The following is a 12,723-nucleotide window of genomic DNA, read 5'->3' on the forward strand; positions in this document are numbered from 1 at the left end:
TTTGGATAGGCAATAATACTAAAGCTTGATTTTCCAAGTTCCGGTTTTACGATTGAGGGTGCTGTAAAAGGGGAATCAACGGGTGAACAAGATCAACGCGGCCAATCTACCGGACGGGACCAAGGCGCAACGAGTCTACCTGCATCTGCACGATCAAATCACCGAAGGGCAGCTTTCGGCGGGGGAAACCCTGCCCGGGGAGCAGCGGCTGGCCGAGAAATTCAGTGTATCGCGAGTGACAATACGACGGGCGCTGGACGCGCTTTCACGCAATGGCCTGATCGAGCGTCAGGCTGGAAGTGGTACCCGGGTTTCCGGCCAGTCTACCCTCGGTGCACACGCAGCGATGGATTTCAACACGCTCATGCCGCAGCTGGTCGAAATGGGGCAGAGCACAACCGCGCGGCTATTGTCCTTTTCCTACGGCAAAGCTCCAGAGGTGGTAGCAAAGGCCATGGGGCTTCCAAGCGACCATCAGGTGCAGATCGCAACGCGGGTGCGACTGACTGATGATGTCCCGTTTTCGCATCTGACTACCTATGTGCCCGCTGTGATTGCACAGAACTACTCGGAAAGTGACCTCGCCACGACACCGCTGTTCAAACTTCTGGAGCGTAGCGGCGTGCAGATTGAACGGGCGCATCAGACCGTCTCCGCAACATTGGCGGGGCCTGAAGTGGCTGAGGCATTGGGCGTTGCTGTCGGCTCAGCTTTGCTGTCGCTTAAGCGCATCGTTCGGGATGTCGAAGGAAATGGGGTCGAGTATCTTTCTGGCCTCTATCGTTCCGACATGTTTCGGCTTGAGATGCCTTTGGCGCGTGTGGGAACCGGTTCATCCAGGCATTGGGAGCCCGCGATCGGACGCAGCGAGGAGACCGGGAAATGAGCGCACCGCGCACCATGCTCGACAAACTCTGGGCCTCGCACGAGGTTCTGAGGCGCGAGGATGGTGTGTCGCTGCTTTGGGTTGACCGCCACTTGGTGCATGAAGGGTCGCATCATGCCTTTGCCAAGCTGGCAGAGCGCGGCTTATCCGTGGCTGAACCTGCCCTCACGTTTGCGGTGGCAGATCATTACGCGCCCACAAGAAACCGAGACCGGATTGCCGATCCAAAGATTGCCCGGATGATCGAAACCTTGCGAAACAACGCGTCGGACCACAACATCAGACTTTTCGATCTGAGCGACCCGTCGCAAGGCATCGTTCATGTAATCGGGCCCGAGTTGGCTCTGACATTGCCCGGGCTGCTTATCAATTGCGGGGACAGCCACACATCCACTCACGGGGCATTTGGCGCATTGGCTTTCGGGATCGGGGCGACAGAGGTTGCGCATGTTTTGGCGACGCAGACGGTCTGGCAGCGAAAACCCAAGGCCATGCGAATAAGCGTCGAAGGTCGTTTGGGGTTCGGCGTCACTGCCAAGGACATCGCCCTGAACTGGATCGCGCAATTGGGCAGCGGCGGTGCGCAGGGCCACGCGATTGAGTATGCAGGTCAGACAATTCGGGATCTGTCGATGGAGGGGCGCATGACGCTGTGCAACCTCTCAATCGAAGGCGGGGCGCGGTTTGGCTTGGTTGCGCCGGATGAGGTCACGTTTGCCTATCTTGAAGGGCGCGAATACGCGCCTTCGGGCGCAGATCTGCAAAGAGCGCAACAGGTGTGGCGCGGCCTGATCACTGACGAGAGGGCAGTTTTCGATCGCGAGGTTACGCTGAGCGCAGCAGACATCGCACCAACCGTGACGTGGGGCACCAGCCCGGAACAGGCCCTGCCCATAACGGCCAACATCCCCAGTCCAGACGCCATTGAATCAGCAAGGTCAAATTCAGCACACGAAGCTTTGGAGTACATGGCATTGAGACCGGGGCAGCCTTTGGACGGTATCCCGGTGGATCAGGTGTTTATCGGCTCCTGCACGAATGGGCGGATTGAGGATCTTCGCGAGGCTGCTTTGGTGTTGTCTGGGCGCCAGGCGCGTGTGCCGGGGCTTGTCGCGCCCGGTTCGGCGCGCGTAAAGGCGCAGGCCGAAGCCGAAGGGTTGGACAGGATATTCCAAGATGCCGGGTTGGAGTGGGCCGCGTCAGGTTGCTCTATGTGCGTCGGCATGAATGGCGACGTTGTGGCCGAGGGCAAGCGCTGCGCATCCTCTACAAACCGCAATTTCCGCGGACGTCAAGGGCGCGGCGCGCGAACGCATCTGATGTCCCCGGCGATGGTAGCTGCAGCGGCTGTAACGGGTACAATTACGGATGTTAGGCCGCTTTTGCAGGGCAGGGCGGCGTGATGGCGGGGTGGAGCATTCAGCAGGGGCAGGCCCTGGCACTGGCGTTCGATAACATCGACACGGATCAGCTGATCCCGGCGCGTTTCATGTCAGTCCCGCGCAGTGAGGGGTATGGCCGCTATTTGCTTCACGACATGCGGCGGGACGACAAGGAACGGCTGTCAGCGGATTTTCCGCTGAACCGCCACGAGGGGATCAGCATTCTGGTCGCCGGACATAACTTTGGCAGCGGCTCGTCGCGCGAGGCGGCGGTTTATGCGCTGGTCGACGCAGGCATTCGCGCGGTCATCGCACCCAGTTTCGGCGACATTTTCGCCAACAACGCCGTCAATAACGGCCTGCTGCCTGCTCGTGTCGACGCTAAGAAGGTGGCGCAAATACAGCAGGCGCTAAAAGATACCCCATGCCTTGCGTCGATTGATTTGACCAAGAACCGACTGATCCTGGGGGACATAACAGCGACCTTTGAGCTGGACGAAGGATGGCGTGTGAAGCTGATCAACGGCTGGGACGACATCGATCTGACCCAGCAGCATACGCAGACGATCAGTGCTCATAGGGATAACCGCAACAAGGCCGCCCCTTGGGTCTGGCCGAACAAACCGGAATAGGACACGTCGCGCAAAGACGACGCAACACGGGTCAAGAGACCTGAAATAAGGGGAAACCAGGAAAATGCCCCTGAAACAAGTGGAGGAATAAATATGAAGATGAACGCATTGGCTGGCCTTTTGGCAGGAGCCGTGATCGCCGCCGGAACGGCCAAAGCCGAAGAAACGATCTCGGCGGTTCACGCCTTTCCTGAAACGCTGATCTATACCCAAAGCTTTCTAGACTTTGTCGACAAGGTAAACGAAGCGGGCAAAGGGGTCATTCAGATAGACGTGCGCGGCGGGCCGGAAGCCATTGGCATGTTCCAACAGCCCGATGCAGTGCGCGACGGTATCGTAGACATGGTTTACACACCGGGCTCGTTCTACGGTGGGGCGCTGCCCGAGAAAGATGCGATGGTCGCGTCGAACCTGACCGCGATCGAAACCCGCGAAAATGGCGGCACGGAACTGATCGACCAGATTCATCAGGACAAAATGGGCCTTAAGTACCTCGGCTGGTTCGACAGCGGCGTCTGCTACAACCTTTGGACCCGTAACGAGCCCAGTTTTGACGCCGACGGCAATCTGGAAGTCGAGGGACTTAAGCTGCGCGGCAACAACGTCTACAACGCATTCTTCACCAATTACCTTGGTGCGCAAGTAATCGACCTGCCCACGGGCGAGGTCTACTCGGCCCTGCAGCGTGGTGTCGTTGATGCGACAGGCTGGACCCAGATCGGCCTGATCGACCTGAAATGGAACGAGTTCCTGAACTATCGCATTGAACCATGCTTCTTCTCGACTGATCTTGGCGTCATCGTGAACCTCGACCGCTGGAACTCGCTGTCTGAAGAGGCACGCACGATCCTGCAAGATGTTGCGATCCAACACGAAAAGGACAGTGTTGAAGCCCTGCGCAGCAAACGCGACGAAGACTTTGCGGCCCTGGACGCTGCAGGCATGACGGTTGTCACGCTGGAAGGGGAGGCGAAGGCAGGGTACCTTGCCGCGGCCCGCGAAAAGACATGGGAGCGTATGAAGGGCCTGATGGCCGAGCAGCCTGGCGGCACCGATAACTATGATCGCCTGATCGAGCTATTCTACGATCTCGACGCTGCGAACTAAGATCACCGACAGGCCCGTCCCAGATGGGCGGGCCTTTCACTACCAGGGGCAGAGCAGGCGGGATGATGAAAAGGATCTATGACGCAGTGCTGTTTGGCATGGCCATTATCGCTGGCCTGTTGCTGGTTTGGCTGATGCTATCCGTCATCACGTCAGTTCTGATGCGAAATGCCGGGCTGCAACCCTTTGCTTGGCTGTTTACGTCTGCAGAATACGGGCTGTTGTACATGACCATGCTGGGCGCGCCTTGGCTGGTACGGGAAAAGGGCCATGTCCACATCGAACTGGTGACGGCCGCGTTGCCTGTTGGTTTGCGCCGGATTGTCAGCCGTGCGGTGGCAGCCGCCTGCGTGCTGGTCTGCCTGATCCTCGCCTGGCAAGGGGCTGATCTGGTCCTGACGAATATCGAGCGCGGGGACTACGACACCCGCGCTTACTATTTCCCCCGATGGATGCTGACCATCGCCTTTCCACTATCGTTTGGAATGATGGCGATCGAATTTTCGCGCTTTGTCTTCGGGCCTGAGCTGATGCACAACGGAGAAGCAGGGATACACGAATAATGGAGTGGTACGAAGCGCTTGCCCTGCTGCTTGGGTCGATAGTGTTCCTGATGGCCATCGGAATGCCCGTGGCACTGGCCTTTCTTGCAGCCAACATTCTCGGCGCCTGGGTCTTTATGGGGGGGGAGCGCGGCGTCACGCAACTCCTCAACAACGGGCTGGGCGCATTGACCAAATACGCGTTGATGCCAATCCCGTTGTTCTTGTTGATGGGTGAGATATTCTTCCACACCGGGTTGGGTGGGCGCATGTTCAGCGCGATAGATAAGCTGCTTGGCCGGCTACCGGGACGGCTGAGCTATGTGACGGTTCTTGGAGGCACCGCGTTTTCAACGTTGTCGGGGTCGTCGATGGGCTCAACCGCGCTTTTGGGGTCGCTCATGGTCCCCGAAATGAACCGCCGCGGATACAAATCATACATGAGCATTGGACCAATTTTGGGAACCGGTGGCTTGGCGATCATCATCCCGCCCTCGGCGCTTGCCGTGCTATTGGCCACTCTGGCACAGATAGACGTCGCGGCATTGCTGATAGCCGGAGTCATTCCCGGTTTGATACTCGCCTTGTTCTACATTGGCACAATCTGGCTCCAGACTCGGCTGGATCCCGAGGCGGCTCCTGCCTACGACGTCGAACCCATGTCGTTGGTGTACCGCCTGAAACTGCTCATGACTGAGGTCGTGCCGATGGTTGGCGTCATGGTCGTGATTATCGTCTTGATGATCCGCGGCTTTGTCACCCCATCCGAGGCAGCAGCGTTTGGCGCATTGGGCGTATTGATCCTGGCCGCGATTTTTCGCTGCCTTTCGTGGGAGGCGATCAAAAAATCGGTCATCGGCGCGCTCAAGGTCACGCTGATGGCCTATTTGATCGTCTTCGGCTCGGCCACGTTCAGCCAGCTTTTGGCATTTTCCGGAGCATCGCGAGGACTGGTGAATTGGGCCATCGCGTTTGAACTTGCTCCATTGGCCATGCTGACGGTGATGTTCGCTGTCTTGTTGTTACTTGGCATGTTCATGGAACAGATTTCGATCATGTTGCTGACCGTGCCTATCTTCTTTCCACTGGCGCAAACGCTCGGGTTTGATCCCATCTGGTTCGGTCTGATAATGTTGCTCTCGCTCGAGATCAGCTTCACTACACCACCATTTGGGTTGCTGCTTTTTGTGATGAAAGGTGTCGCGCCACCGGGCACAACGATGCGCGAAATCTATACGTCCGCATTCCCGTTTATTTTCTGCTCAATTTTGCTGGTCGTTTTATTGATCATTTTCCCAAACCTGGCTTTATTCCTGCCGTCCCTGTGAGAATGTTCTTTTATGGCAAATGGATGAATACCCTTGCAAAGGTCGCTGAGCGACGGTGCGTACGTTTCTTTCGACGACGCACAGGCAACATTCTGCGAGCAATCCGCGCTAAACTTGCTTTGAATAAAACCAAACGGCAGGTTTGTCCGCACAGCGGTCGTTCAGGCGATCACGTCGCGCGGCGCTGCGGCGAATGGGCTCGGAGCGGACTTGCCGCGATGCAGCGGGTCGCTCTCCTACCTGCATTCTGCCATTTTAGATGAAACGCTGAGTACTGCTCCCGCCCAAAACCTTTGGAAATTTCGCTTTCTATGCCATCCTTAGGGAAACGAGGGGGAAACATGAAAACCAATTTATTGGCAGGTATTGTCATTGTCTCCGGCGCAATGGCGTTTGCCGAACCATCTTTGGAGCGAGGCGAATACCTTGTTGAAGGACCTGCCGCCTGCGGCAACTGTCATACTCCACTTGGACCCGAAGGACCAATGATCGAATTGAACCAGGCCGGTCGCCTGGTGGAAAAAAATCCAGGCTTTACGGCAATTGCGCCCAATATCACCCCGGGTGGACGCGTGGCAGAATGGACAGACGAGGAATTTGCTCGGGCAATTCGGGAGGGGATTACCCCAGGTGGGTCGAGGGTAATAGGGCCCCCAATGCCAATAGCACTTTACAGTCGGCTGTCGGACGACGACGTTCTGTCGATTGTGATGTACATGCGCAGTTTGCCAGCGGTCGAGAATGATCCCGGCGAGAGCGTCTACAAAATACCGCTACCTCCCGCATATGGACCGCCCGTCACAAGCGTCGTGCACCCAGAAGAAGGTGTGACCGTAGAGTATGGAGAGTACCTTGCCGGTCCGGTGGCGCATTGCATTGAGTGTCACAGTCCAATGGGCCCCATGGGGCCGGATTGGGTCAATCAGCTTGGTGCAGGTGGTTTTGAGTTCCATGGTCCATGGGGAGTTTCAGTTTCATCCAACCTGACAACGCATGCAGAAGATGGAATTGCCGAGTGGACGGATGCGGAGCTGAAACAAATGATCACAACTGGCGTCCGACCCAACGGAAACCCGATGCTGCCGCCCATGGGCTACGGGTACTACAGCCGTATGACGCCCGAGGACGTCGATGCAATAATTTATTACTTGCGCCAACTTCCCTCGTTGCCGGATCCGACTTAACGCATTTGCCATCCATTCGAAGTCAAAATTTTCAGGCAAACCGACGTCATAGATGCAAGTCCAAACGTCAGCTTTATCCGCAAAGCGGTCGTTGAAGCGAATTGAAACTAGCGATCGCTCAGACCTCAAAACAGTCGCTCAAAAACTTGAGAGGCGCTGCAACGCAGAGAACGGCTATTTGGAGCCAAAGCAGCCTTCAAATTGAATTGTTTCTCAATTGTAAGCACCGGACGAATACGTCAATTCATAGGAATGGCTGTATAGTTCGAACACAATACCGAATGGATCTTCAACATAGACCATCCGGTAAGGTTTATCGCCCGGATAATAGTAACGAATGGGCATCCGCTGCTTTCCCCCTGCCGCTACGATTTTTTCCACCAGACCTTCCACGTCGGGATCTTGGATGCAAAAGTGAAATGTCCCATTGCGCCGGTAGTCCATGTTGTTTTCAGGCGCATAATTCCCGTCGAACTCGAAAATCTCAATCCCAACGCGATCCGCAGTCGCCATGTGAGCTATGCGCAGTTTTTTCCATTCTGGTCCAAAGACATCCGTGCACATTACACCAATATCGCTATCATCCTCGAGAACGTCTGTCGGCGGCATGATGACGTAGAAGCCAAATACCTCAGAATAAAACTTTACGGCTTCATCAACGTCTGGCACAGAAAGTCCTATGTGAGAAAAGGATCGAGGTGTGTGCGACATTGTAGTTCCTTTCAACTGTTTTGGACCAAGGTTCAGTTTCAATAAAATGATCTGCAAGTAGAAGTCTGCCTAGCAAAGGAAAAGTCAAATTGTGATTGCCGAATTCACAGCTGCTGCCAGCAAATTGATTGACGCTTCAGCGTTGATCCACGGGTAGATATCTGCCCGGTATTGAAAGCGACCACGTCAGCAATGCAGGCGTTGTTTAGCCTGCAGAAAACGTCTTCTTCTTTATTGCGTCTAAAGCCCGTCGTAGCGCGGAAGTTCAAAGTACAGAGGTTCAAATTACAGTATTGCGCTTCTCAAAGTGCCGAGTGCATTACTAGTTCTGGTATGATTTTCTGAGTCCCAGTGACGACCGATTTCAAATATATTCGGGTAAAGCCATTTTGACGTTGCCACTGAGGAACAAGAAAATTTTTGAAAATGGGCCTGAATTGAGCTTTCGAACTTCCCCAATTTTCTATCTCTGAGTTGCGACCGCCGGCAGTTGCACGCGGCCCGCGCGCTATGTCCACAAAATGAAATCCGTCCGCATTGTTCTTCCGTATCCAACTATGAAAATGGAGGTGTGGAATGTTACGGATAATTGTGCTTTGCGGCTTGCTATTGCTAGGCGAACAAGTGCGCGCTCTTGAACTTGACGCGAAGTTTGACTCGATTGACGGGGGAACCTTGTCTTTGTCAGATTGGAACGGTCAACCGGTTCTAGTTGTCAATACGGCATCCCAATGCGCGTTCACCCGTCAATACCGGGGGCTTCAAGACCTTTATGATCGGTATCGCAACCGCGGATTGGTTGTTGTCGCGGTCCCTTCGGATGACTTCAAGCAAGAACTGGCCACCAACGACGAAGTGCGCGATTTCTGCGAACTGCTATACGGAATCGATTTGCCGATGAGCGTGATAACACACGTGACCGGCCCTGACGCTCACCCTTTCTTCCGGTCCTTGAAAGAGGAGGAAGGATTCGTGCCAAGGTGGAATTTCAACAAGGTCTTGATCGGTCCCGATGGCACAGTCGTAGAAACCTACAGGTCGACCGTTGATCCGCTTTCGGCGTCCATTACGAACAAGATCGAGGAACTCCTGCCATGAAAAACCGCTCCAGCCGGATCACTCTACCCATTCATCACAAAACGCAAGCACCCAGATGATTGTGCGGGTATAGGACTTGAACCGCTCGTCCAGCAATGGCATCCCAAAAGGAAACCAGTCTCACGTGGAAAATGTCAGATGAAAAATCTTCTTCTAACGTGCTGCTTTGGATTTGTTTTTCTTGGGTTCACCGCGTTTCCGTCGGCTGCACAGCCTCGGTTAGGCTGGGCGTATCAGGTTGATGGGCTTGCCGCGTTTCAAGGGGATGCGGATTTGAGTGGCGGTGGGAAGTTCTCTGCAAGTCGAGCGTTTCTACGTACTACCGCACTTTACAATCTAGAAGGCGGAAGCAGCGTTGGGCTTTCCACTAGCATTGGCAAGCTGGATTTTAATTTCAGCCAATCTAACAACCAGCCTTGGGAAAACATCCGGGACCTTCGCGTAGCTGTTCCTGTCCGGTTTCGTGTGGGGGATACAACAACGGTTTTTGTTTCGCCACAGATCAGGTGGGACTACCAAAGCGGGGCCTCCTCATCTGACGGTAGAACCTACGGTGTTTTTGCAGGTATCGCATGGCAACTGAACGAGCGCCTAACGATAGGTCCGGCCTTTGGCGCGTTTTCTGAATTTGACGAAAGCGGTACTGATTTTTTTCCGGCTCTGCTTATCGACTGGGACATAAATGACCGCTGGAATTTGAACACTGGCTCCGGTGTCGGAGCAACGCAAGGCCCCGGGTTGTCGCTGAGCTACGCTCTAAATGAGGCTATCGACCTTTCGTTGACCGCACGTTCAGAGAGAATTCGTTTCAGGTTAGATGGGGATGGCCTCGCCCCGGATGGGGTGGGTGAAGATAAGAGTATCCCTGTAGTTCTTTCTCTTGGGTACAATCCGAATCCTGGGGTTTCAATGAGCGTGTTTGCGGGCGCAGAATTTGATGGCCGCCTGACTTTAGATGATGCGAACGGAGTAGAAATCAGTCGGCAAAGGTATGACACTGCACCATTGGTTGGGCTGGCGTTTAGGGTCAGGTTCTGATCACGGCATCGAGCCAGTTTGCCATATGTGTGGGGAGGTTTTCTCGCGTCTGAGTTGAACCACTGCTTTGTCCGCAAAGAGGTCAGTTAGACGGAACATAGCGAATGGCTGCTCTGAGCCCAAAGGAGACGTTCGATCGGTCTCGTTTCTCTCCCAGCAGTGAATGGCAGACCAAAACCCGGAACGAGCAAGTTAAATAGTACACAAGAACAATTTTGCCCGAAATCTCACGTTCGTTTTCTCCTTGCCCAGACCGGTTGGAATAAGATTTTTCTTGCCATGTGAACGGCCGTTTCCGAAATTGACCTTCTAAAAGTTTTAGGGAGAAAGCTGCGATGGCTGGGAAATTTGAACTATTCACGGACAAGGCGGGAGAGTATCGTTTTCGACTGAAAGCAGGGAACGGCGAAATCATTCTTGCCAGCGAAGGTTATGAACAAAAAGCCAGCGCAAAAAATGGTATCAACTCTGTCAAGAAAAACGCCAACGACGATAGCCGCTACGAGCGCAAAGACACTTCTGCCGGAAAACCTATGTTCAACCTTAAAGCTTCGAACGGTCAGGTAATCGGAACAAGCGAGCAATACAGCAGCGCTTCAGCTAGGGACAAAGGTATTGAGTCTGTCAAAAAGAACGCGCCTCAGGCAAAGGTCGACGACCTAACAATCTGATAAGCGAGGCCCAAAAGAATTGCATCTGTATTGCTGGGAGAACTTGTCTCGAGGCGAAAAGAAGGTTTGTACTATCCCAACGCCAGAGGCTGATTTGTCCGCATAGAGTACGTACGACCTCAAGCTACCATGAAACAAAGGCATGTTTGCAGGGCGATCCAGAGGCATTCCAGATTGATAGACTTGCCGGCATGAAAATCTTGAGAGGCCACCCTACATCTTTCCAATTGCCGTCACTATGCCCCGTTTGAGGCAAGGTAAGTGGACAACAAAAACAATTAAAGGCGGCTCAAAAGCCGCCAGTGTAATAAGAATAGAGGGGGCCAGGATTAACCCAACATTAACCAACTTCATAAGGCATTACAAGAAATATGTTAATCGCCGCAGCATCTTTTGATTTCATACCAAAGTCTACATTCGTCAACGCTATTTACACCTAGCCAATTGTTGCCCCGATGTGGAGCAAAAGTGGAACAAATGTATGAGCAGATGGCCCCGCACAATACCTTTCGATTTACGGTACATACTGGAACGCCTGCGCGAATACCGCAGCGCACTGAGTTTTCAGGATGATTGGGGGCAATCTTCGAGTGGCCGAACGAGCACGGCGTCGAACCACCTGATAATGTGTTGCCGACCGGAACGGAACTACGCGGACCGGTCGGACACCTTTAGATCAGTTGGTCCCGGTTTCTTCAGCTTTGTGAAAAACCAAAAGCGTTACAAACAGTCCTCCGATCAACAGCATGTGACCGACTGCAGAAACACCAAATACAAAATAGCTGCCGACCATCAGTGAGAAGATTGCGCTCCACATCCATGCCAGCAGTTGCATCAGCATGTGGGCAGTTGGCAAAGAATACTTTTTCAACGGGTTTTTGGTTTCATCCATCACCGAAGCTCAGGATGATATTACGTCGAAACTTTTGGTCATGACTTATCTCCCTTCTTTAAGGGGTACGGGTCGAAATGCCCACCGGACCAAAAACAACTTCCCGGACGTTTGCGTCGGAGTGCTCTAATGAAAAAACACCGCATGTAGGCGGGATGGAGTAAATCCCGAAAACATCCCCAATGTGGTGTGCGACTTTTTTTAGAAGCAAGAATTACAATTTTGGATTCATCGCGAATGGTTTTTCAAGTTCTTTAAGTTTGTTCTCAAATGACGGCTCATTGATCCACTCAGTGATTAGCGGCGTATCTTCTACACACGTCACTGGGAGGAGAATTCAACATGACGAAGGTAGTTTACGCTGCAGTAGCTGTAGTGGTTGCAATGTCGGGTACAGCCGCGTTTGCTGGTGGCAATAGCGCCAATGCAAAAGCAATGACCGAAAACATCAAGAAGTTCAACGGAAACACTGCTGCGGTACTGCGCCCCGGAAGTGGTACAGACTTTGAGCAGCTTCCGGGAAACACCGGTTGGGGCAACGCCGGCAGCTTTGCTACTGGGGCGGGTCTTGTCGGCGAAGGATTTACGTCCGGCGGACAAGTATCCAAATCGGGTAAGAGAAAGAACGATCGATAAATTGATAATGTGTTGCGCTGCTGGTAATAGCGGCGCAGCCTTGGCGATTTCGCCCGAGACACGGTGCTGTGTCGACTCCAAACCCCCACTAAACGTTCTTTGCCAATGGAACCTGACATCTCAGGTCCGGTCGGTCACCGTTGAAGACTACGAATGTCGGAAAACGCCCCGTGTTTACCGGCTTTCGTTTTATTGCCACTCCAACCAGCGTTCTATGGATTTCTGGCAAAAAAGTACCCCGCAATGAGGTGGTGCTAACCAGTCCACGTAGGGTTTCAGTGGGCAGCTGAACCCATTATCGATACGCGTCATGTCTAAAGCTGGATTACGAAAAGAAACTGCACCCCGCACTGAGGCGAGGTGCAGTCACTCACGAGACGATTCCGGATGGGGCTGCGGAATCATGATTCCGGATTGGACCTCGGAATCTTAAAGTATACGGCCTATTTAGGAGATCGGATCAGATTGCCCGTACTGCGGTTCAGGGCTGCGAACCAAAGTACGGGCATTGTCCAGTTGATAATGAACCAGACGTACCAATTACGGCTTAAGGTCTTTAGTGGATGAGAAACGTATTAAGGGAGCGTGCTGTTCATCCATCGTCGGCGTCGTTAAA

13 protein-coding genes are annotated in these 12,723 nt (G+C 53.6%); 11 read left to right on the plus strand and 2 right to left on the minus strand.

Annotation, left to right across the window (positions count from 1 at the left end; genetic code table 11):
* Nucleotides 1–82: 82 nt before the first annotated feature.
* The 7 genes from ACR0KS_RS08945 (at nt 83) to ACR0KS_RS08975 (ending at nt 7,061) form a co-directional block, all read left to right on the plus strand.
* Complete coding sequence (locus ACR0KS_RS08945) at nt 83–886, plus strand: GntR family transcriptional regulator (RefSeq protein ID WP_170482009.1); 804 nt, start codon at nt 83–85, stop codon at nt 884–886.
* A complete protein-coding gene (gene leuC, locus ACR0KS_RS08950) occupies nt 883–2,289 on the plus strand; it encodes a 3-isopropylmalate dehydratase large subunit (RefSeq protein ID WP_170566818.1) in 1,407 nt (468 codons plus the stop codon). Before ACR0KS_RS08945 ends, leuC begins: the two co-directional genes overlap by 4 nt.
* Nucleotides 2,289–2,900: a 3-isopropylmalate dehydratase small subunit gene (gene leuD, locus ACR0KS_RS08955; protein ID WP_170566816.1), complete on the plus strand. Its 612-nt coding sequence runs from the start codon at nt 2,289–2,291 to the stop codon at nt 2,898–2,900. The genes leuC and leuD overlap by 1 nt, the downstream gene beginning before the upstream one ends.
* 93 nt (nt 2,901–2,993) lie before the next feature.
* Complete coding sequence (gene dctP / locus ACR0KS_RS08960) at nt 2,994–4,007, plus strand: TRAP transporter substrate-binding protein DctP (protein WP_170566814.1); 1,014 nt, start codon at nt 2,994–2,996, stop codon at nt 4,005–4,007.
* A 62-nt stretch (nt 4,008–4,069) separates the two neighbouring features.
* On the plus strand, nt 4,070–4,570 hold the full coding sequence (locus tag ACR0KS_RS08965) for a TRAP transporter small permease (RefSeq protein WP_170551186.1): 501 nt from the start codon (nt 4,070–4,072) through the stop codon (nt 4,568–4,570).
* Entirely contained in the window at nt 4,570–5,877 is a 1,308-nt protein-coding gene (locus ACR0KS_RS08970) for a TRAP transporter large permease subunit (protein WP_170482024.1), read from the plus strand. Before ACR0KS_RS08965 ends, ACR0KS_RS08970 begins: the two co-directional genes overlap by 1 nt.
* A gap of 341 nt (nt 5,878–6,218) precedes the next feature.
* Nucleotides 6,219–7,061: a cytochrome c family protein gene (locus tag ACR0KS_RS08975; protein ID WP_170382254.1), complete on the plus strand. Its 843-nt coding sequence runs from the start codon at nt 6,219–6,221 to the stop codon at nt 7,059–7,061.
* A 213-nt stretch (nt 7,062–7,274) separates the two neighbouring features.
* Here the strand turns inward: ACR0KS_RS08975 and ACR0KS_RS08980 are convergent, their stop codons facing one another.
* Entirely contained in the window at nt 7,275–7,772 is a 498-nt protein-coding gene (locus ACR0KS_RS08980) for a lactoylglutathione lyase family protein (protein WP_170412909.1), read from the minus strand.
* A gap of 576 nt (nt 7,773–8,348) precedes the next feature.
* Here ACR0KS_RS08980 and ACR0KS_RS08985 point away from each other — a divergent pair.
* From ACR0KS_RS08985 to ACR0KS_RS08995, 3 genes are all read left to right on the plus strand, one after another.
* A complete protein-coding gene (locus ACR0KS_RS08985) occupies nt 8,349–8,870 on the plus strand; it encodes a glutathione peroxidase (protein ID WP_170566812.1) in 522 nt (173 codons plus the stop codon).
* 138 nt (nt 8,871–9,008) lie between these two features.
* Nucleotides 9,009–9,908 (plus strand): hypothetical protein, encoded by a 900-nt coding sequence (locus ACR0KS_RS08990; RefSeq protein ID WP_480693173.1) that lies wholly within the window; start codon nt 9,009–9,011, stop codon nt 9,906–9,908.
* A 335-nt stretch (nt 9,909–10,243) separates the two neighbouring features.
* Nucleotides 10,244–10,579 (plus strand): YegP family protein, encoded by a 336-nt coding sequence (locus ACR0KS_RS08995; protein WP_170566810.1) that lies wholly within the window; start codon nt 10,244–10,246, stop codon nt 10,577–10,579.
* A gap of 676 nt (nt 10,580–11,255) precedes the next feature.
* Here ACR0KS_RS08995 and ACR0KS_RS09000 read toward each other — a convergent pair.
* On the minus strand, nt 11,256–11,471 hold the full coding sequence (locus ACR0KS_RS09000) for a hypothetical protein (protein WP_170566808.1): 216 nt from the start codon (nt 11,469–11,471) through the stop codon (nt 11,256–11,258).
* A 342-nt stretch (nt 11,472–11,813) separates the two neighbouring features.
* On the opposite strand from ACR0KS_RS09000, the gene ACR0KS_RS09005 reads away from it, so the two are divergent.
* Nucleotides 11,814–12,107, plus strand: coding sequence for a hypothetical protein (locus ACR0KS_RS09005; RefSeq protein WP_170566806.1), 294 nt, complete (start codon nt 11,814–11,816; stop codon nt 12,105–12,107).
* Nucleotides 12,108–12,723: the final 616 nt, after the last annotated feature.

The organism is Ruegeria sp. BC7 (genome assembly GCF_056539165.1).